Origin of the sequence: Roseiarcus sp., assembly GCF_052145395.1 — a bacterium.
In the GTDB taxonomy this organism is placed as follows: Bacteria; Pseudomonadota; Alphaproteobacteria; order Rhizobiales; family Beijerinckiaceae; genus Roseiarcus.
Genome location: NZ_JBKQOT010000399.1, coordinates 1 through 19,989 on the forward strand (window position 1 = coordinate 1; position 19,989 = coordinate 19,989).

At 66.1% G+C, this 19,989-nt stretch carries 16 protein-coding genes and 1 pseudogene; 11 read left to right on the forward strand and 6 right to left on the reverse strand.

Annotated elements, in window-relative coordinates:
- Window positions 1-625, forward strand: a 625-nt coding sequence (gene proB, locus ACLP25_RS13335) for a glutamate 5-kinase (protein WP_442469675.1), incomplete at its 5' end; no start/stop codon positions are given.
- Between the two features lie 85 nt (window positions 626-710).
- Window positions 711-2,477, forward strand: coding sequence for a chloride channel protein (locus ACLP25_RS13340; RefSeq protein WP_442469676.1), 1,767 nt, complete (start codon window positions 711-713; stop codon window positions 2,475-2,477).
- 243 nt (window positions 2,478-2,720) lie between these two features.
- Here the strand turns inward: ACLP25_RS13340 and ACLP25_RS13345 are convergent, their stop codons facing one another.
- Window positions 2,721-3,719, reverse strand: a complete 999-nt coding sequence (locus ACLP25_RS13345; protein ID WP_442469677.1) for an aldo/keto reductase — start codon at window positions 3,717-3,719, stop codon at window positions 2,721-2,723.
- Window positions 3,720-3,847: 128 nt separating this feature from the next.
- Here ACLP25_RS13345 and ACLP25_RS13350 point away from each other — a divergent pair, with 128 nt between their 5' ends.
- A complete protein-coding gene (locus ACLP25_RS13350) occupies window positions 3,848-4,993 on the forward strand; it encodes a PA0069 family radical SAM protein (protein WP_442469678.1) in 1,146 nt (381 codons plus the stop codon).
- Between the two features lie 366 nt (window positions 4,994-5,359).
- On the opposite strand, the gene ACLP25_RS13355 is transcribed toward ACLP25_RS13350, so the two are convergent.
- Window positions 5,360-6,940 carry a peptide chain release factor 3 gene (locus ACLP25_RS13355; protein ID WP_442469679.1) on the reverse strand — a complete coding sequence of 527 codons (1,581 nt, stop codon included), beginning with the start codon at window positions 6,938-6,940 and terminating at the stop codon, window positions 5,360-5,362.
- A 174-nt stretch (window positions 6,941-7,114) separates the two neighbouring features.
- Here ACLP25_RS13355 and ACLP25_RS13360 point away from each other — a divergent pair, with 174 nt between their 5' ends.
- From ACLP25_RS13360 to ACLP25_RS13385, 6 genes and pseudogenes are all read left to right on the forward strand, one after another.
- Window positions 7,115-8,617 carry an aldehyde dehydrogenase gene (locus tag ACLP25_RS13360; RefSeq protein ID WP_442469680.1) on the forward strand — a complete coding sequence of 501 codons (1,503 nt, stop codon included), beginning with the start codon at window positions 7,115-7,117 and terminating at the stop codon, window positions 8,615-8,617.
- 199 nt (window positions 8,618-8,816) lie between these two features.
- Window positions 8,817-9,782 carry a LysR substrate-binding domain-containing protein gene (locus tag ACLP25_RS13365; RefSeq protein WP_442469681.1) on the forward strand — a complete coding sequence of 322 codons (966 nt, stop codon included), beginning with the start codon at window positions 8,817-8,819 and terminating at the stop codon, window positions 9,780-9,782.
- A 102-nt stretch (window positions 9,783-9,884) separates the two neighbouring features.
- Window positions 9,885-11,438, forward strand: a pseudogene (locus ACLP25_RS13370) (trimethylamine methyltransferase family protein).
- 147 nt (window positions 11,439-11,585) lie between these two features.
- A complete protein-coding gene (locus ACLP25_RS13375; RefSeq protein ID WP_442469682.1) occupies window positions 11,586-11,723 on the forward strand; it encodes a hypothetical protein in 138 nt (45 codons plus the stop codon).
- A 149-nt stretch (window positions 11,724-11,872) separates the two neighbouring features.
- Window positions 11,873-12,397 carry a hypothetical protein gene (locus ACLP25_RS13380; RefSeq protein ID WP_442469683.1) on the forward strand — a complete coding sequence of 175 codons (525 nt, stop codon included), beginning with the start codon at window positions 11,873-11,875 and terminating at the stop codon, window positions 12,395-12,397.
- A gap of 88 nt (window positions 12,398-12,485) precedes the next feature.
- Window positions 12,486-13,901: a mannose-1-phosphate guanylyltransferase/mannose-6-phosphate isomerase gene (locus ACLP25_RS13385; RefSeq protein ID WP_442469684.1), complete on the forward strand. Its 1,416-nt coding sequence runs from the start codon at window positions 12,486-12,488 to the stop codon at window positions 13,899-13,901.
- 59 nt (window positions 13,902-13,960) lie between these two features.
- Here ACLP25_RS13385 and ACLP25_RS13390 read toward each other — a convergent pair whose 3' ends face one another.
- A complete protein-coding gene (locus tag ACLP25_RS13390; RefSeq protein WP_442469685.1) occupies window positions 13,961-14,119 on the reverse strand; it encodes a DUF1127 domain-containing protein in 159 nt (52 codons plus the stop codon).
- Window positions 14,120-14,617: 498 nt separating this feature from the next.
- Between ACLP25_RS13390 and rpsD the strand changes: the two genes are divergently transcribed.
- Window positions 14,618-15,235: a 30S ribosomal protein S4 gene (gene rpsD / locus ACLP25_RS13395; RefSeq protein WP_442469686.1), complete on the forward strand. Its 618-nt coding sequence runs from the start codon at window positions 14,618-14,620 to the stop codon at window positions 15,233-15,235.
- 125 nt (window positions 15,236-15,360) lie between these two features.
- Here rpsD and ACLP25_RS13400 read toward each other — a convergent pair whose 3' ends face one another.
- Genes ACLP25_RS13400 through ACLP25_RS13410 form a run of 3 tightly spaced genes read right to left on the reverse strand, consistent with a single transcriptional unit; the run spans window position 15,361 to window position 17,998 of the window.
- Window positions 15,361-16,266, reverse strand: a complete 906-nt coding sequence (locus ACLP25_RS13400) for an MFS transporter (protein ID WP_442469687.1) — start codon at window positions 16,264-16,266, stop codon at window positions 15,361-15,363.
- Window positions 16,206-16,943, reverse strand: coding sequence for an MFS transporter (locus tag ACLP25_RS13405; RefSeq protein ID WP_442469688.1), 738 nt, complete (start codon window positions 16,941-16,943; stop codon window positions 16,206-16,208). The genes ACLP25_RS13400 and ACLP25_RS13405 overlap by 61 nt, the downstream gene beginning before the upstream one ends.
- Window positions 16,940-17,998, reverse strand: a complete 1,059-nt coding sequence (locus tag ACLP25_RS13410; RefSeq protein ID WP_442469689.1) for an HlyD family secretion protein — start codon at window positions 17,996-17,998, stop codon at window positions 16,940-16,942. Before ACLP25_RS13410 ends, ACLP25_RS13405 begins: the two co-directional genes overlap by 4 nt.
- A gap of 895 nt (window positions 17,999-18,893) precedes the next feature.
- Here ACLP25_RS13410 and ACLP25_RS13415 point away from each other — a divergent pair.
- Window positions 18,894-19,989, forward strand: a 1,096-nt coding sequence (locus ACLP25_RS13415) for a multicopper oxidase domain-containing protein (protein ID WP_442469690.1), incomplete at its 3' end; no start/stop codon positions are given.

A 19,989-nucleotide genomic window follows, 5' to 3' on the forward strand; every position in this document is an offset into this window, starting at 1 on the left:
CGCCGACCTCCTGATCCTTTTATCTGATGTCGCCGGGCTCTATGATTCGCCGCCGCATCGAAACGCCCATGCCCGGTTGTTGCCCGTCGTCGAGCGCGTTACGCCGGAGATCGAGGCGATGGCCGGGGGCGCCTCGTCAGAGTTATCCCGCGGCGGCATGCGCACCAAGATCGAAGCCGCCCGCATCGCGACCTCCGCCGGAACCCACATGGTCATCGCCGACGGGCGGGTGGAGCATCCGATTGCGCGGGTCGCCGAAGGCGGACGCTGCACATGGTTTCTCACGCTCTCGAATCCGGTCGCGGCGCGCAAGATCTGGATCGGCGGCTCGCTCGAGCTGAAAGGCGCCGTGTTCGTCGACGCCGGCGCCGCCGCCGCGCTTCACCGGGGCAAGAGCCTGCTGCCGGCCGGCGTCACCCGGATCGAAGGCGCCTTCTCGCGCGGCGACTGCGTCGCCATCTGCGATGAGCGCGGGGCGGAAATCGGGCGGGGCCTGATCGCTTTCGACGCCCTGCATGCCGAACGCATCCGCGGGCGCAACTCGCGCGATATCGCCCATCTCCTCGGGGCGCCGGGCCGCGCCGAAATGATCCATCGCGACGACATGACCCTGGCGGGCCGCTGAGGCGGCCGCCCTTGGCTTCGGGCGGCAGGTTGCGCATAAGTCCGGGCATGCCGCGCAGCTTCTTTGCATCCTTCCGGGCGTCTCGATGAAAACGCCTCGCCCGGCGCTCGTCCTCATCGCCAAGTTGCGCGCCCGTCTGCGCGCGAGCGAGCTCGGGCTGGTGGCGCTGGCGATCGGCGTCGGCGTGCTGGCGGGCGTTGCGGTCAGCGCCATGACGCTGATCGTCAATTTCGCCCATGTCGTCATCTACGGCATTCCGTTCGAGGTGCGGCTCAGCGCCGCCCAGCGCGTTCCCCCGGTCGCCGCCTTCGCCGCCCCGATGTTGGCCGGGCTCGCGCTCGGGGCGATCGATCACTGGCGGGCGCGGCGCAAGTTCCCGCCGGCGGTCGATCCGGTCGAGGCGAACGCCCTGCGCGGCGGACGCATGTCGCTGACCGAGAGCTTGCTCGTCGCTGCGCAGACGGTGATGTCGAATGGCTGCGGCGCATCGGTCGGCCTCGAGGCGGGCTACGCGCAGATCGGCGGCGGGATCGCTTCGCGGTTCGGAATCAACGGCCGGCTGCGCCGGCAGGACCTGCGCATGCTGGTCGGCTGCGGCGCCGGGGGCGCGATCGCGGCGGCCTTCGGGGCGCCGCTGACCGGCGCCTTCTACGCCTTCGAGCTGATCATCGGGGCCTATTCCCTGGCGATCGCCGGGCCGGTTTTCGCGGCCTGCCTCGCCGCCACGCTGACCACCAAGGCGATCGGCGGCGCGCCCTATGTGATCAGCGTCGCCGATGTGCCGCCGCTGACCTTTCCCCATTACGGCGCCCTGATCGGCCTCGGCCTCTTGGCGGCGGCGGTTGGCGTCGGCGCGATGCGGAGCGCCGCGTTGATCGAGCGGGCGTTTCGCTTCGTCGTACCCTCGCGCCTGTTCCGGCCGGTCGCGGGCGGGCTCCTGCTCGGCGCCATGGCGCTCTATACGCCGCAGGTGCTGGGCGCAGGGCATGGCGCGCTGGAGCTCGACTTCTACTGGCCTCTCAGCGCCCGCGAACTCGTCGTCCTGATCGTATTGAAACTGTTCGCCAGCCTGGCCTCGCTCGCGTCGGGCTTCCGCGGCGGCCTGTTCTTCGCGTCGCTGTTCGTCGGCTCGCTGCTCGGCAAGCTCTACGCGATCGGCGTGACGGCTGCGTTCCCTGGGCTCGGGCTCGACCCGGTCGCATGCGTCTTGGTGGGGATGGGGGCGCTGAGCACCGCGATCGTGGGCGGGCCGCTGACCATGACCTTCCTGGTGCTCGAGAGCACCGGCAATCTCGCCATCGCCGGCGGCGCGCTCGCCGCCTCGATCGCCACATCGCTGACGGTGCGCGCGACCTTCGGCTATTCGTTCACCACCTGGCGCCTGCACCTGCGCGGCGAGACGATCCGCGGCGGGCAGGACGTCGGCTGGCTGCGCGAACTCACCGTCGGCAAAATGATGATCCCGTCTCCGCCGGTGTTCCTGGCCGACAAGAGCGTGCGGGCCTTCCGCGAGGCTTATCCGCTCGGCAGCGCCAACGTCGTGGTCGCGGTTGGCGACGACGGTCGCTACAGCGGGCTCGTGCATGTCGCGGAGGCGCACGCTCAGACTCTCGCCGATGATGACGACGGCGGACCGCTCGGCCTCATCGTCCATCTGCCGGCGACGACGCTCCACCCCGACGACGACATCAAGACGGCGCTCGACCTGTTCGGCGCCGCCCACGCCGACACGCTCGCCGTCACCGAGCGCGACGACGGCCACGCGCTCGGCACGCTCGGCGAAGCCTTCGCCGCGCGGCGCTACGCGCAGGAGACGGACGGCGCGATGAAAGGCGTGCTGGGGGGAGGATGAGACCCACTCGCCCCGCGACAGCGGGGAGAGGTTTGGTAAGGGGGGCGCCAACGTTTGATCGCTGGCGTTAGCCCATCCGACCGCGCTTTGCGCGGCCACCTCCCTAAGGGAGAAGGGGTCAGACGCGCTGCCGCTGAGGCTCTCTCCCCCGGGAAGAGGGACGCCGCGAAGCGGCCGGGTGACGGCCCGCGGCGCGACGTCAAATCATCATGCTCTAAACGACGTCTTGAATCGCTGGCTGCGCTACCCTTTCTTCTCGCTGTCGAGATCCGCCATGGCTTCGGCGGGGTAGCGCTCGCCCTTGGCGGCGCCCTTCGGCAGCGCGGCTTCGATCGCGGCGAGGTCGGCGTCCGTCAGCTTCAGACCGTCGGCGGCGCTCGATTCCGCCCATTGCCCGCGCTTGCGCGCCCCGACGAGCGGCACGATGTCGCGGCCCTGCGCCATGACCCACGCCACCGCCATCGCCGCGACGCCGACCTCCCGCGCATGCGCGAGTTTTCTAAGCGCCTCGACCAGGGCGAGGTTATGGTCCAGCGCCTCGCCGGAAAAGCGCGACGAGAAGATTCGGAAGTCGCGGCCGCTCGAACGTTCCCGGGTCCAGTGGCCGGAGATCAGCCCGCGCGCCAGCACGCCATAAGCGGTGATCCCGATTCCGAGCTCGCGGCAGGCGGGCAGGATCTCCGCCTCGATCATCCGCACCACCAGCGAATATTCGATCTGCAGGTCCGAGATCGGATGGACCGCGGCCGCGCGGCGGATCGTGTGGGCGCTGACCTCGGAGAGGCCGATCGCCCGCACGTAGCCTGCCTTCACCATGTCGGCGATCGCGCCGACGGTTTCCTCCATCGGCACGACCGGGTCGAGGCGGGCGGGACGGTAGATGTCGATATGGTCGACGCCGAGCCGCCGCAGCGAATAGGTGAGAAAATTCTTCACCGCCGCCGGGCTCGCGTCGTAGCCGATGAAGGCCATGGCCGGGTCGCGCAGCGCGCCGAACTTGACGCTGAGCACGTAATCGTCGCGAGGGCGGCCTTTCAGCGCCTCGGCGATCAGCATTTCGTTGTGGCCGGCCCCGTAGAAATCGCCGGTGTCGATCAGCGTCGCGCCCGAATCGAGCGCCGCATGGATGGTGGCGATGCTCTCGGCGCGGTCGGCGGCCCCATAGAAATCCGACATGCCCATGCAGCCGAGGCCGATGGCGCCAACCTCCGGCGCGCTCGCGCCCAATCTTCGTTTCTGCATGGCCGCTCCCCTGTTTTCTGGCCGAGCATACCACGCTGCGCCGAATGCGCGCGCGGTCTTGACGCGGGAATCGCGGCGCATTATCTGTTGTTCATGATTTGTTCTTTGTCTCAAACTGGGACATCGTCATGACCATGCATCGAGCCGCGCTCTCCCCCGATCCGCGCCATGAGCCCGCCGCGATCGCCGATCGCCTCGCCTTGCCTGAGCGGCGGCGCGGCCGCGGCGCCGCGACCAACGTCTCCGGCCGGTTCGAGATCCAGACCCGGGTGGATTTCGACGACGGCTGGACCCACGACGAGGCGCCCGAGCCGCTGGTCACAGAAGTCATCTGGGAGAAGCCGCGGAGCGTCATCACCCGCAACGATTCGCCCGACATTGCCTTCGACCGCTCGATCAACCCTTATCGCGGCTGCGAGCACGGCTGCTTCTATTGCTTCGCACGGCCGACCCACGCGTACATGGGGCTTTCGCCCGGGCTCGACTTCGAAAGCAAGCTGTTCGCCAAGCAGGGCGTCGCGGCGCTGCTCGAGCGCGAGCTCGCGGCGCCGAAATACGCCCCTGCGCCGATCGCCCTCGGCACCAACACCGATCCGTACCAGCCGATCGAACGGCAGTACCGCATCACGCGTTCCATTCTGGAGACGCTGCGGCGGGCGCGCCATCCGGCGAGCATCGTGACCAAGTCCAACCTCGTCCTGCGCGACCTCGATATTCTCAGCGACATGGCGCGCGACGGGCTCATAAAGGTTTTCCTGTCGGTGACGACCCTCGACCGCGCGCTGGCGCGCAAGATGGAGCCGCGCGCCCCGACGCCGGAGAAGCGGATCGAGGCGATCGCGCGGTTGAACGACGCCGGCGTGCCGGCGGGCGTCCTGGTCGCGCCGGTCATCCCGGCGGTGAACGATTCGGAGATCGAGACGATTCTCACCCGCGCCTGGGCCGCGGGGGCGCGCGAGGGCGGCTACATCGTGCTCCGCCTTCCGCTGGAGCTGCGCGACATGTATCGCGAATGGCTGCAGGTCCACTTCCCCGACCGCCTCAAGCGCTCCGTGTCGCTCATGCAATCGATGCGCGCCGGCAAGGACTATGAGGCCGAGTGGGGCCGGCGCATGGCCGGCTCAGGCCCCTACGCCTGGATGATCGGCCGCCGCTTCGAATTGGCGGAGCGGCGGCTCGGCTACAACGAAACCAAGCGGAGTCTGCGCACCGATCTCTTCATCAAGCCGGCGCCGGCCGAGAACGAAACGGGCGCGCAGTTGAGCCTGTTCTGAAAGGCGCTGGCGCCCTCGCGTGAATGGCGATGGCGCGACTTTTGGTTGCGGAAAATCGGAAATGTCGCTATGATCCCTTCATGCGAGCCTCAGACGAAGCGCAAGCGGAGACGCCGTCCTCAAACCGGACGCGGCCCTTTACGCGGGGATGGGCCGCATGACGAATAAAATTCGCGCGAGGTCGCGCGTAACCCATTGAAAAGGCTAAATTCGGTCGAGAGAATCCAACGAATTCCAAGAAAATCCAACCTCCTGAATCCGAAGATCTGCGGAGTTGGCGTCTCTCTCCGCGGAGGCCTGAGGAAATCCAAATGTCTGCCCGCGCCGTCGCGCGGCCTTCGTGCCGGATGCGCCTGCAATCGGTCATCAGGCCGCGGCTTTCTGGTAGTCCTTCACATCCGTGAACGCGATCTTGGGCCAGCGCTCCTGCTCGTAGCGCAGGTTGAAGGCGCTGGTCGCCATGAACACCGGCGCGCCGTCGAGGTCGGTGGCGAGCGACGAGGGATAGGCGCCGAGGAACTTTTCCATCTCGGCCTTCTCGTCCGAGGACACCCAGCGGCAGACCTCGAAGCGGCTCGGTTCGAAGGACACCGGCAGGCCATATTCGGCATTGAGCCGCTCGATGAGCACGTCGAGCTGCAGCGCGCCGACCACGCCGACGATCGCCGCCGCGCCATCGAAGGGCTGGAACACCTGCACGACGCCCTCTTCGGCCATCTGCTGCAGCGCCTCGCGCAGCTTCTTCGCCTTCATCGCGTCGGCGAGCTTGACCCGGCGCAGGATTTCCGGGGCAAAGCTCGGGACGCCGCGGAAGACGATGTCCTCGCCCTCGCTCAGCGTGTCGCCGATGCGAAGCAGGCCGTGGTTCGGGATGCCGACGACGTCGCCGGCGAAGGCTTCTTCGGCGAGCGATCGGTCCTGGGCGAAGAAGAACTGCGGCGCCGACAGCGTCACGGGCTTTCCCGTGCGGACGAGCTTCGCCCGCATGCCGCGCTGCAGCTTGCCGGAACAGACGCGCATGAAGGCGATGCGGTCGCGATGGTTGGGGTCCATGTTCGCCTGGATCTTGAACACGAAGCCGGTCATCTTGGGCTCGTCCGCCTTCACCGTGCGGCTCGCCGCAGCCTGGGCGCGCGGGCTCGGCGCGAACTCGGCCATCGCGTCGATCAGGTCCTTGACTCCGAAATCCTTGAGCGCGCTGCCCCATAAGACCGGCGTCAGATGACCTTCGAGGAAGGCCTGCCTGTCGAACGCTTTGAGGCCTTCGACGGCGAGGTTGAGCTCGTCGATCGCCTCCCGTCGCTCGTGCTCGGGCAGGAGTTCGGCGACGCGCGGATCGTCGGGTCCGTTGACCCGGATCGCCTCGGCGTCTTTGCCGAGCGCCGTCAGCCGGCTCCGGCGGATGTCGTAGGCGCCCGCAAGCGAGCGGCCGCGACCGATGGTCCAGGTGAGCGGCGCCGTATCGAGCGCCAGCGTCTTCTCGATCTCGTCCAGGAGGTCGAACGGATCGCGCGTCTCGCGGTCCATCTTGTTGATGAAGGTGACGATCGGGATGTCGCGCAGCCGGCAGACCTCGAACAGTTTTCGGGTGCGCGCCTCGATGCCCTTGGCGGCGTCGATCACCATCACAGCCGAATCGACGGCGGTCAGGGTGCGGTAGGTGTCCTCGGAAAAATCCTCGTGGCCGGGCGTGTCGAGCAGGTTGAAGACGCAGTCGGCGTATTCGAAGGTCATCACCGAGGTGACCACGGAAATGCCGCGCTCGCGCTCGATGCCCATCCAATCGGAACGGGTCTGGCGGCGGTTGGCCTTGGCGCGCACCTCGCCGGCGAGCTGGATGGCGCCGCCGAACAGAAGGATCTTTTCGGTCAGCGTCGTCTTGCCGGCGTCCGGGTGCGAGATGATCGCGAAAGTGCGCCGGCGCGCGACGGGGTTTGCTTCGGCCATGGATCCAAAGGTTTTCGGGGAAACGCAGCGCTTACTTAATGCGGGAGGCGCGATAAGGGAAGGGCGGTGTCCATGCCCGCCAGGCATCGCCTCATAAGGAAAATCCTGTTTGGCGGCGGCGTTTCAGAAGCGATGCTCCCGCGTCGTCGCTCATAAATTCCCGGAAGTCCATCCATGCTCGACCGCCCGACGACCCGCGAAGGCTGGACCGCACGCGCCGCTGCGCTCAAGATCGAGGGCCGCGCCTTCGTCGACGGCGCCTACATCCCCGCACGTGACGGCGCGACCTTCGCCAGAATCTCGCCAATCGACGGAAAAGTCTTCGCCCATGTCGCCGATTGCGGCGAGGCCGACATCCATCGGGCGGTGAAGGGGGCGCGCGCCGCCGTCGAGAGCGGCGTCTGGCGGGACGCCGACCCGCTTCACAAGAAGAAGGTTCTGCTGCGCTTCGCCGAACTCATCCGCGAGAACGCCGAGGAGCTTGCGCTTCTCGAAACGCTCGACGTCGGAAAAGTGATCGCCAACACGCTCGATGTCGACGTCCCTTTGTGCGCTAACTGTATCCAGTACTACGCTGAGCTCGCCGACAAGATTTACGACGAGGTCGCGCCGCTTGGGCCCAAGGACGTCGCGATGGTGCGCAAGGAGCCGCTCGGGGTGATCGGCGCGATCGTGCCATGGAACTACCCGCTGATCATCGGCGCCTGGAAGATCGGGCCGGCGCTGGTCGCCGGCAATTCCGTTATCCTCAAGCCCGCCGAGCAGTCGCCGCTCGGCTCGCTCGTTCTTGGCCGGCTCGCCAAAGAGGCAGGCCTTCCCGACGGCGTCCTCCACGTTGTGCCCGGCTTTGGCGAGAAGGCGGGCAAGCCGCTCGCGCTGCACCCGGACGTCGACATGATCGCCTTCACCGGCTCGACCGAGGTTGGCAAGCTAATGATGGTCTACGCCGGCCAGAGCAACATGAAACGCGTCGCGCTCGAATGCGGCGGCAAGTCGCCGCACGTCGTGATGCCCGATGCCGACCTCGACGCCGCGGCGGAGGCGATCGCCTGGGGGATCTACTACAATCAGGGCGAGACCTGCCACGCCGGCTCGCGGGTGCTGGCTCATGCCTCGATCCGCTCGGCGCTGGTCGAGAAGATCGCTGAGGCTCAGCGGTCGCGGATCCCGCTTGGTCATCCCTTCGATCCGGGCGCGCAGCTCGGCGCGATGGTCGAGGAGCGGCAGATGCACCGCGTGCTCGGCTATATCGAGCTTGGCCAGAAGGAAGGCGCACGGATCGCGCACGGAGGCGGACGCGCGCTCGCCGAGACCGGCGGGTTCTATGTGGAGCCGACGATTCTTGACGGCGCCACCAACGCCATGCACATCGCTCAGGAAGAAATTTTTGGACCGGTCGTCGTGGTCATTCCTTTCGCGACCGAGGCCGAGGCGGTGCGGCTCGCCAACGACACGATCTACGGCCTTGCCGCCGCGGTGTGGACGCGCGACATGAACGCAGCGCATAGGCTGTCGCGCGCCATCCGCGCCGGCACGGTCTGGGTCAACACGTACGACCGCTCGTCGCTCGCTACGCCGTTCGGCGGCTTCAGGCAGTCGGGCTTCGGACGCGACCGCTCGCCGCATGCGATCGACAAGTACATGGACCTGAAGACGATCTGGACGAGCTTCCGGTAGGGCGTTCGCCCATTCGCCAAAGCCGCAATCGGCGCAGAAGTAAACTGTGCAAAGCGAGCGCGCGCTGATTGCGGCGTTCGGTTTCCACGCGCGACCGTATTGTGGGAGCGCCTCGTCTTGGGTTATGAATTTCTCTTCATCGCGCCCACAACCAGAAGCACTTGGCGATGCTTGAACGATCGAGGCGCGGGGAGGGTGGATGGATCGCAAATGGTTGCCGCTGAACGCTCTCAGAGCGTTCGAGGCAGCGGGGCAGCATCTGAGCTTCACCGCTGCGGCCAACAGCCTGACGGTCGCGCAAAGCGCGGTGAGCCGCCATGTGATCGTTCTGGAGAACTTCCTTGGCGTCGCTCTGTTCGAACGACGTCCGCAGCAGCTGGTGCTCACAGAGGCCGGACGCCACATTTTGCCGGTGGTGACGAAGTCGTTCGATCGCATCGACCAGGCGCTCGGCGAGGTCATCAAGGAGAAGGGCCGGCCGAAGCGGGTGCTGAAGGTCGCCCTGCCCACATCCTTCGCCCATCGTTTGGCGATCCCGATCCTGCGGGACTTCCGCTCGGAGAACGCGGGCATCACGCTCGAGATCGTTTCGAAGCCGAGCACGGGCCCGGAAGTCGACGGCGACGTCGATATCGCCATTGTCTATTCCGAGCCGCGCGTCACCGATGCGATCCATGATCTGTTGTGGATGGTCCGGGCGTCGCCGATGTGCAGCCCGAAGCTGCTCGAATCGATCGACTCGAGCGATCCCGCCCGCCTCATCGTCGCAAGCGACCTCCTGCACACCAAAATCGAAGGGCGCCCGCGCCACTTCTTCTGGGAGATGTTCGTACGCTCGATCGGGCGGCCGGATATCGCGGTCGACCGCGGCCTCGTGTTCGACACCCAGCAGCTCGCGGCGCAATACGCCATGAGCGGCGACGGGATCGCGCTTATCGATCCGCGGCTGTTCCACGAGGAGATCAAGGCCGGGCGGCTGGTGCAGCCTTATGACCTTTGGCTCGACGAGGGCTACGGCTACTATCTCACTACCCATCCTGAGGACCTCAGCAACGAGGCGGTGGCCCTGTTTCGTTCCTGGCTGATCGCCCGCTTCGCGGCCGGCAGGACGGCCGAAGCGGAAGCCGCTCCCGTCGAACCGCCGAAACTCCGGGCGGCGAAGTAGATGGTCAAATAGGCATGTCCCGATGCCATTTTCGCGAGGCCCGCGCACGAGCCGGCGTTACGCTGAGCGCGAATCGTCACGAACTCGTCCGGAAAGGTCCGCATGTCCGCTGAAGACCCGCCGCAGGAGGCCGGACGCCGCCGCCGGCGCGGCGTCGAGCGAGCCGCTTCGCCGGCGCCCTCCGCCCCGCCGGCCCAACCGCAATTGCCGTTCCCGCCGCTCGGCCTCGTTTCGAACGACGAACTCGAAACGATCCATCAGGCTGCGCTGACGGTGCTCAAGGAAATCGGAATCGACTTCCTGCACGACGGCGCGCGCGGGATGCTGAAAGAGGCGGGCGCCGACGTCGGGAGCGCGTTGAGCCGGGTGCGCTTCGACCCGTCTTTCGTCGAAGCGCATGTCGGCCTTGCGCCGAGGGCCTTCGTCTTGCACGCGCGCAACCCGACGCGCCATCTCGAGATCGGCGGCCCGCATGTCGCGTTCGGCTCGGTCGCCAGCGCCCCCAACGCTTTCGATCGCGCCGGCGGACGAAGGACTGGGACGATCGCCGACTACCGCAATTTTCTTCGACTCGGACACACGTTTGACTCCATCCACTTCTGGGGCGGCTAGCCGGTCGAGCCGGTCGACGTGCATCCTTCGGTGCGCCATCTCGACGCGCTGTTCGACATGCTGACTTTGTCGGACAAGCCGATTCACGCTTACAGTCTCGGCCGAGAGCGAAATCTCGACGCAATCGAGATGATCAAGCTCGCGCGTGGGATCGACGACGCCACGCTCGAGCGCGAGCCGTCGCTCTTCACCGTGATCAATTCGTCCTCGCCGCTGCGGCTCGATACGCCGATGCTGGAGGGGATCATCCAGATGGCGCGGCGAAACCAGGTCGTCGTGCTCACGCCGTTCACGCTCGCCGGCGCCATGGCGCCGGTGACTCTTGCCGGCGCGCTTGCCGAGCAGCACGCGGAGGCGTTGGCCGGCCTCGTTTTGGCGCAGGTCGTGCGGCCGGGCTCGCCGTTCGTCTACGGCGGCTTCACCTCCAACGTCGACATGAAGTCGGGGGCGCCCGCTTTCGGCACGCCGGAGTACATGAAGACGGCGATCGTGGGGGGCCAGCTCGCGCGCCGGCTCGGCCTGCCCTATCGCTCCTCGAACGCCAACGCCGCCAATGCGCTCGACGCGCAGGCGGCCTATGAGAGCGTGTTCTCGCTGTGGGGCGCGATCATGGGCGGGGTCAATTTTCTGATGCACGGCGCGGGTTGGATGGAGGGCGGCCTGCAGGCCTCGTTCGAAAAGATGGCCCTCGACGCGGATCTCCTCGCCATGGTCGCGGAATTCCTCAAGCCGTTGCGGGTCGATGAGGCGGAACTCGCGCTGGAAGCGATGCGGGAGGTCGGGCCGGGCGGGCATTTCTTCGGCGCGGCGCACACCCAGTTGCGCTACCGGACCGCGTTCTTCGCGCCGATGATCTCGGACTGGCGCAACAACGAGACATGGCGCGAGGCGGGGTCGCCGACCGCGGCCGAGGCGGCGGAGCGTATCGTCGCAGAGCGGCTCGCCGCCTATACGCCGCCGCCGTTCGAGCCGGAGCGGCGCGAGGCGCTCGAGGCTTTCGTCGCGCGCCGCAAAGCCGAGGGCGGATCGCCGACCGATTATTGAGCCGTCGGGGTTCCAGCGCGAGCGGATGGACGTTCATGTGGCCGTCGCCGGCTGTTTTTCGCCTTTGGCCTCGGCGTGAGCCTTTGGGGCGGAGTTGGGCGCCATTTTGGCGCGCGCCGGAGTGTCTACCCGGCGGCGTTCGGGGTTATGCACACCGCCTACACCGCCGCCTATCTTGCGGCCATGTCGGCGCGCGCGCGCGCCCATCGTTTCGGCATGCGGCGGGTGGTCGGCGTCAGCGGACTCCTGAACGCCCGAACCAACATGGCGGTCGCGACCTGCTGATCGGCTCGGGCTCGTCGGCGAGGTGGTGGATGTAACGATGAACGCGGAGGGAGCACGCCCACGCGGAGCCCGCCGCCCTGCCGGCACGGTCCGCATCTTGGCCGCGCGGCATTTCCTTCGCCCCGGCGCTTATTGCCCTCGGAGTCGTCGTGGGCATCTGGAGCGCGGCGGAGACCGCGGCCTTGCTGTGGTCGTCGATCCTGCTGGGCGTCGAAGCGCCCGGACTTGCGGCAATCGCCGGCCTGGGTGCCGCCTTTTTCGCCCTCTGTCAGGCGTCGCTCCGCTTCACCGCCGATCTCGTCCGCCTGCGGATCAGCGACCAGGGCCTCATCGTCGGGTCCTTCGCGCTGGCCTCGGCGGGTTTCGCGGTGAGGTTCATCGCGAGGGTGGCGGGGTTCGCGCTCATCGGCTTCGGAACGGGGGCGATCGTGCCGTGCAGCCTCGTCCTCGCGGCGCGACAATCGGTCGGCCGGCCTGCCGTCGGCCTGTCCTCGGTCTCGCTGTTTAGCACCTTCACCCGGTTGCCGGCGCCGCTGGCGACCCACGCGATCGCCCAAGTTTTCTCCCTTCCCGTTGCGTTCGCCGCGTTCGCCGTCGCCATGGCTGTGTCCGGCGTCGGCATGGCGCTATCGGCGGTGGCGGGCGGCGATGCTTCGTCGGCTGGGAAGGAGTAGAAATTGGCGGTTGTCTTGCGCTCGCCCTTCCCTCAAGAAGTCACGCAGGGTATCGGCGCCGCGGCGCAACAAACGTCCAGAGGACGCAATGACAAAAATTCTTCCGGTGATTATGTGCGGCGGCTCAGGGACCCGTGTCTGGCCGGAGTCGCGTGAGAGCCTGCCCAAGCAGTTCATTCCGCTGGTCGGCGAGCGCTCGACCTTTCAGTCGATCGTGACCGTCGTCGGGGACGCCGCGGTCTTTGAGAAACCGGTCGTCATCACAAATTTCGACTATCGATTCCGGGTCGCCGAGCAGCTTAAGGAGATCGAGGCGGACGCGACGATCCTGCTCGAGCCCGAGCGCCGGGACAGCGCGGCCGCGGTCGGCGCCGCGGTGGCCTGGGCCGCGGAGAGGGATTCCAAAACGATCGTCGCAGTTCTGGCCGCCGACCATGTCTTCCAGAACGAGAAGAGATTTGTAGCGCTCTGCACCCAGGCGGCCGTTGCGGCGCAGGCCGGCGAGATCGTGACCTTCGGCATCAAGCCCGATCATCCCGCGACGGGCTATGGCTACATCCATCCCGGCGAGGCGCTGACCGTCGATCCGCAGGTGCACAGGGTCGAGCGCTTCGTCGAAAAGCCGAACGTGGAGCGTGCGACGACGTTCATCGAGAACGGCTATCTGTGGAATTCGGGCAATTTCGTCTTCCGCGCCGACGTGATGCTGGAGGAGTTGAAGCACTTCGAGCCGAATGTCGCGGCGGCGTGCACGAGAGCGGTCGCGCAGGCGAAGGAGGACCGGGGATTCGTTGTTCTTGACCAGGCCGCTTTCACCGAGGCGCCGCGCATCTCGATCGACTACGCGGTGATGGAGCGCACCCATCGCGCGGCCGTGCTATCCGCAGACGTCGGATGGTCGGACGTGGGACAGTGGTCGACCGTATGGCGGCTGAGCCCGAAGGACGCCGACGGCAACAGCCTGCGCGGCCGGGCTGTCGCGATCGATTCGTCCAATGTCCTTGTCCGTTCCGACGGTCACCTTGTGGCGGTCATCGGCCTCGATAATGTGATCGTGGTGGCAACGGGTGACGCGGTTTTGGTCGCCGACCAGGCGCAGTCTGACAAGGTCAAGCAGCTCGTCGAGCGGCTCAAGGCGGAGAATTTTCCGGAGGCGACCCAGCACCGACGCATGTACCGGCCCTGGGGCTACTACCAGAGCATCGACCAGGGCGGGCGATACCAGGTCAAGCGGATCGTCGTGCGGCCGAGCGGACGGCTGTCGCTACAGAAGCACTACCACCGCGCCGAACACTGGATCGTCGTGCGGGGAGCAGCGGAAGTGACTCTGAACGAAACCGTGCAGCTCGTGCACGAAAACGAGTCGATCTATCTGCCGATCGGCTCGAAACACCGGCTGGCCAACCCGGGGAAAATCGACCTCGAACTGATCGAAGTGCAGACGGGGAGCTATCTCGGCGAAGACGACATCGTCCGTTTCGAGGACGTGTACAACCGGATCTGAGGTCTGGCGGCGCCTGGAGGGCGCCGCCGCCAGACTATGATGCGACTTTGCGTCTCGGCTTACGCCTTGGCTTCCTTCGCGGCGAGCCGGGCGATCGCGTGGATGTCGGCGCGATCGATGCCGATATCGTGCAATTCGCGGTCGGAGTAAGTGGACAGTTCGTGGACGACGTTCCAATACGTGCGACGTTCACGCAGCAAGCGTAAAAGATTCAACATGGCGGTCTCCTTTGGTTGACCGCCCTCCCAATCACGGCTCCGAGTGTTCGGTACCGCGGCCGTTCATCCCCTAGACATGAACATTTGTATCTGGCTACGGCGCAAAAGTCAATGCTGCGCTGCGGCACCGCATGCGCCGAGCGCGTAACAAATTGTCAATGATTATTTGAATCAACGATCAAACGCACGCCTTTTGATGCCAAAGAGATCATTTTGACCCTGATTCAGGCTGTTCCCATGCGGATTCTGCATGCCACCATCGCGACAGTTGGGACGCATTCTCCGAGCGCCGGCTTCGCCAAACCCGGTTGACAGTGCGGGGGCGATTCCCTTAGGAGGCCCACGGCGAGCGCGCTCTCTGTCCGAGAGGGCGCGCTTTCTGTTTGACGCACCCGTGGTCCAGGCCTGGCTCGGCCGGGACCTGTCGGCGCCTCCAAAAGGCGCTCAGGAGGGCGCGTTCCTCACCAAACCCAGTCGGATAGTCATAGAGGAACCGCGATGACGAAGCGCGCAGAAGCGAAGTACAAGATCGATCGCCGCATGGGCGAGAACATCTGGGGCCGGCCCCGGAGCCCGTTCAACAAGCGCGAATACGGCCCCGGCCAGCACGGCCAGCGCCGCAAGGGCAAAGCGACCGACTTCGGCACCCAGCTCAAGGCCAAGCAGAAGGTCAAGGGCTATTACGGGAATATTTCCGAGCGGCAGTTTCACAAGTATTATGTTGAAGCGATCCGGATGAAGGGCGACTCAAGCGCCAACCTCATCGGGCTCCTGGAGTGCCGGCTCGATGCGGTGATCTACCGCGCCAAGTTCGTGCCGACCGTATTCGCCGCGCGCCAGTTCATCAACCACGGCCACATCAAGGTCAACGGCCGCCGGGTCAACATCGCCTCGTTCCAGGTGAAGGTCGGCGACGTGATCGAGGTCAAGGAAGCCTCGAAGCAACTCGCCCTGGTGGTGGAAGCTCAGGCGCTCGCCGAGCGCGACGTTCCGGATTACGTCGAGGTCGACCCGGCCAAGGCCACGGCCAAGCTCACCCGCATCCCGAGCCTGACCGAGGTCCCCTATCCAACCCACATGGAGCCGAACCTCGTCATCGAGTTCTACTCGCGCTGACGAATCCGTTTGAGAGTTCTCGTTCGACGGCCGCATCGCGAGGCGCGGCCGTCACTTTTGAAAGGGTCGCAAGACGGCTCCACGGTCTGGTTAGGGTCTGGTCAGTTCCGCCGTCGAGGCGCTCATCAATGCGCAGCAGGCGCCGCGCCGCCAAGCTTCACCTTGCGCAGGCTCATGGCGAGCGGCACGGCCAGGAGCGCGAGGATCATCAGGACCCAGAAGACATCCACGTAAGCCAGGAACGACGCCTGAAGCGTCACCTCCTGGCCGATCCAGGCGACAGCCTGTTGCTGCGCCTCGGTCGCCGGACTTCCCTGCGCCTGGAAAAACTTCGTCACCTGCTGCAGCGCGTCCTGATACCCGACGCTTGCGGGAACTGCGTTCTCGATCAACCGAGCCTGATGAAACTGCTCGCGATGCGCAACCACGTTGGAGGCGATCGAGACGCCGATCGACCCGCCGGTGTTGCGCGCGGCGTTGATCAGGACCGAGGCCATGTCGACCCTGTTTGGCGGAATTCCGTCGTAGGACGCGGCGATGATCGGGATGAAGATCAGCGGCAATCCGACGCCGAGAACCATGCGCGAACGAGCGAAAAACCAGAAGTTGAGGTCCCCATACACATCCGTTAGCCCATACATCGAGATCGCGATGATGACGCAGCCGGTCATGATCAGGTATTTGGGCTGGATCTTGTTCGATATGGCGCCGATCACGAACATCATGACCATGGTGACGATCCCGCCCGGCGACAGCGCGAGACCGGCCCAGGTGGCGGTATCGCCGAAGTCTGTCTGCAGGAGCAACGGCATGAACTGGGTGGTCGCATAGAGGATGGCGCCGGTCGCCCCCATCACCAGGAACGCGGCGCCGAACTGGCGCGAGCCCACCATGCGCACGTCGATCATGGGATCGGGCCGGCTCATCTCCCACGGGATCATGAGCACGAAGGCGATCGCCGTGACCGCGGTTATCGCAATGATGAAGCTGGAGCCGAACCAGTCGTCCTCGAGCCCCCGATCGAGCACCACTTCGAGCGCGCCGAGGAAGGTGGCGACCAGCAGGAAGCCAATGACATCGAAGCGTCCGGCCGGACCTCGTTCGCCTTGTCCGCAGGCAGGATCGCGGCGATCGCGGCCATCGTGCCCAGGCCGACAGGAAAGTTGATCAAAAAGCACCAGCGCCAGGAGATGTTGTCGGCAAGCCACCCGCCGAGCGTCGGCCCGACCACAGGCCCGACCACCACCGCAATGCCGAACAGCGCGAACGCCTGACCGCGCTTGTTAGGCGGGAAGGCGTCCGCAAGGATCGACTGAGACACCGGCACCATGCCGCCCCCCGCAAGGCCTTGCATGATCCGGAACAAAAGCAGCGTGTCGAGATTCCAGGCCTGCGCGCAAAGTAGCGAGCTGAGCGTGAAAAGTCCGAGGCAGGCGAGGAAGAAGGTCTTGCGCCCAAGGCGGCGGGCGAGGAACGGGCTCGCTGTCAGGCTCACGGCGTTGGCGACAAGGTAGGTCGTCACAACCCACGAGGCTTCATCCGTGCTGACGCCCATTCCGCCGGCGATATACGGCAGGACGACGTTGGCGACGGTGGTGTCGAGCACCTCCATGAAGGCGGCGAGCGCGACCAGGACGGCGATCAGCCAAGGGCTCGCGCCCGCAGCGCTGGCATAGGCGGCCGGGCCAGTCTCCGCCGCTGCGCTCACCCCTGACGCCCCCACCACGAGTCAAAGCGGGCCTTGAGCCGTTCGTAGATCGACGGCGCGGGATTGGTCCGCACTGTCGGCACCACGGACATACCGGGGCCGAGCGTGATGTCGGTCGGAGGGTTGTCCATGATGATCTTGACCGGCACGCGCTGGACGATCTTCACGTAATTGCCGGTCGCGTTTTCGGCCGGCAGCAGGGAGAAGGCCGTGCCCGACCCGGGCTGGACGCTGGCGACATGGCCGTGAATGGTCCGCCCCGGGTAGGCGTCGATTTCCATCGTCATGGGTTGACCCGGCCGCATCGCGTTGAGCTGGGTCTCCTTGAAGTTCGCGGTGACCCAGATGTCATCGGGAACGAACGTCGTGAGCCCTGTCCCAACAGTCGCGTACTGACCGACGGCCCCCGTGAGATTGGCGATCTTGCCAGGCTGGGCGGCCGTGAGAACCGTGTAGGAAAGGTTGAGCGCAGCCTGGTCGCGCTGCGCTTCGGCTTGCCCAAGGTTGGCCTCGGCGCTCTTGCGCTGCGCCCTCAAGGCGCCGACTTGTCGCTGAGCCGCGGCGAGCGAGGCCTTGGCGTTCTGTACCGCCGCTTCCTGCTGACGAAGGCCGGAATTGTATTGCTGGGCGTTCTGCACCGTGCCTGAACCAGTCTGAACAAGAGACTGGTATCGGGCAGCCTGCTCCTGCGCGAACACGAGCGCCGCCTGCGCTGATTCGATCTGCGCATTGGCCTCGACAACCTGCGCTTCCTGCACGGCAATCTGCGCGTCGATATTATGAATATTGTCGTCAGCCGCTGCGACCTGCGCGTCCGCCTGCTCGAGCGCGACACGATAGTCTCGCTCGTCGATACGCGCGATCACGTCGCCCGGGTTGACGTGCTGGTTGTCGGTCACCGGAACGGCGGTGACATAGCCGGCCACTTTCGGCGCGACCGAGAACTGCCGCGCAGCGATGAAGGCGTCGTCGGTCGATTCGAAGTGAGAGATGTGGTCCCAATAGACATATCCGGCGAGCGCGCCGATGATCAGGACGAGCGCTCCGGTACCCAAAATCACCCGCCGGCGCGACCCCGACTTTCGGGCCTTGTCGCCGTCCCGGTTCTCTCGTTCGCTGTCTCCCTCCGGTCGCTGGCCGTCCCGATTCGGTCCTTCCGCGTCATGCCCCGGCTGGTCGCTGTCGGGTTTCCGCTGCGGTTTGTCCGGCGCTTCTGGCGGCGAGGCGGGCCGCTCGCCGGCAGGCTGCTTCTACTCACGTTGCGCCTCGGTCGTCCGCCCGCGCCGTTGCGTCCGTGTGAAATCTCGGTCTCCCGCCGGAGCCGATTCCGTTTGACGGCCGTCAAGCACCGGCCGCTAACCCAGGTTCCGACCCCCGAACCTTGATCATTGTTCACCTCAGTCCTTCCTGACCGCCCCGCGCGGCATTCGTGAGCGCCAAACCGACGCCGATCCACAAACGCTCTCCCACTGAAGGAATTGTTTGGCGGCCGCAGCACGAGGGCGTCGCGCGACTCAATGAGCCAACGCCTGTAGGCGCTGGCCCCCGCCCCAGTCCGGACAGCTGCCTGCAGCCGCGACCATTGGCTGAATTCATTAACTGCCAGGCGGCGCAACAGTTCCCAATTTCGTGCGTGTGCGCCCAGGAAGCTGTCTATGCCCTTTGACGAACGCCTTGAGGATTTTCATCCGCGCGGCCGCGTCGCGAGGCGCGGAGCTTTATTTTTCCGAATCGGAGGGTGGCGCCACGATGCGCCCGGGCCGGAACCATGTTAGCGGGAACCGCAACGGGACCGGCGGTTTTCGCCGCCGAGCCTACACCGCTTGTCAAGTCGAACTCGGGTCGCTTGCGGACAGATTCTCGCCCTGACAAGCGACGCGATCCACGCCCGACGACCTGTCCGCCAATTCGGCGGCGGAGAGAAAGCGGGCGAATCCGGGGAGCACGCCGATGGTTGACATCTCGCGGCGAACATTGCTGCTTGGCGCCGGCGCCGCTTCCCTGGTCGGCGGCTTCCAAGCGGGCGCACCCCATGCGGAAGGCGGCGCGCAGCCGTCTCTGCCGATCCCTCCCGAGCTCAGAGCGAACGCCGATGGGGTGATGACGCTCGACGCGCGGCCCGGCTCGATGCGATTTCTGGCTGATCGTGAGACCGCGACCTACGGCGTAAACGGACCCTATCTTGGGCCGGCCATTCGCGTCCGGCGCGGTGAGCGCGTGACCATGCATGTCACCAACAGCCTCCCGGAAGCCACGACGATGCACTGGCACGGCTTGATCATCCCGGGTTCGGCGGATGGCGGCCCCCATCAGATCATTGCGCCGGGAATGTCATGGCGGACCGAATTGTCGATCGATCAACCGGCCGCGACGCTTTGGTTCCACCCCCACGACTACCCGCGGACGGCTCAGCAGGTGATCAAAGGTCTGGCCGGGCTGCTGATTGTTGATGACGAGCAAACCGCGGGTCTGCCGCTGCCGTCGCAATGGGGCGTGGACGACATCCCGCTCATCCTTCAGGACCGGCGCTTCACGCCCGAAGGTCAGTTCTTCGACAAGAGGAACCTCATGGCCGTGACCAACGGATACGTCGGCGACGCCATGCTGGTGAACGGCGCGCACTATCCCGAGACCCGCACCGCGCGAGGTTGGCTGCGCTTGAGAATGCTCAACGGCTCGAACGCCCGCAGCTACGCTTTGGCCGCGTCCGACGGCCGATCGCTCTACGTGATCGGCTCGGACGGCGGCCTGCTCGACAGTCCGGTCGAGCTCAAGCAGCTGACGATTCACGTCGGCGAGCGGTTCGAGGCGCTGGTGGATGCGCGCGACGGCGCGGCCTTCGACCTCGTGACTTTGCCGGTGTCGCAGGAGATCATGCGGCTGCCGCCGTTTGGTGGTCCGCTGCCTCTGGTGACCATCAGACCCGACGGCGCGGAGGGGAAAGGCCGACTTCCTACCCGGCTTGCCGCATTGCCGCCGTTGCCGGCCGCGCTTCCGCCGGTCAGCCAACAACTCGTGATGGACATGTTCAAGGACGCCGCGGGCA

Bases quoted from the DNA above. Each gene is read 5' to 3' on its own strand.
- ACLP25_RS13340 (WP_442469676.1), top strand. From the start codon at position 711: ATGAAAACGCCTCGCCCGGCGCTCGTCCTCATCGCCAAGTTGCGCGCC.
- ACLP25_RS13345 (WP_442469677.1), bottom strand. From the start codon at position 3,719: ATGCAGAAACGAAGATTGGGCGCGAGCGCGCCGGAGGTTGGCGCCATC.
- ACLP25_RS13350 (WP_442469678.1), top strand. From the start codon at position 3,848: ATGACCATGCATCGAGCCGCGCTCTCCCCCGATCCGCGCCATGAGCCC.
- ACLP25_RS13355 (WP_442469679.1), bottom strand. From the start codon at position 6,940: ATGGCCGAAGCAAACCCCGTCGCGCGCCGGCGCACTTTCGCGATCATC.
- ACLP25_RS13360 (WP_442469680.1), top strand. From the start codon at position 7,115: ATGCTCGACCGCCCGACGACCCGCGAAGGCTGGACCGCACGCGCCGCT.
- ACLP25_RS13365 (WP_442469681.1), top strand. From the start codon at position 8,817: ATGGATCGCAAATGGTTGCCGCTGAACGCTCTCAGAGCGTTCGAGGCA.
- ACLP25_RS13375 (WP_442469682.1), top strand. From the start codon at position 11,586: ATGCACACCGCCTACACCGCCGCCTATCTTGCGGCCATGTCGGCGCGC.
- ACLP25_RS13385 (WP_442469684.1), top strand. From the start codon at position 12,486: ATGACAAAAATTCTTCCGGTGATTATGTGCGGCGGCTCAGGGACCCGT.
- ACLP25_RS13390 (WP_442469685.1), bottom strand. From the start codon at position 14,119: ATGTTGAATCTTTTACGCTTGCTGCGTGAACGTCGCACGTATTGGAAC.
- rpsD (WP_442469686.1), top strand. From the start codon at position 14,618: ATGACGAAGCGCGCAGAAGCGAAGTACAAGATCGATCGCCGCATGGGC.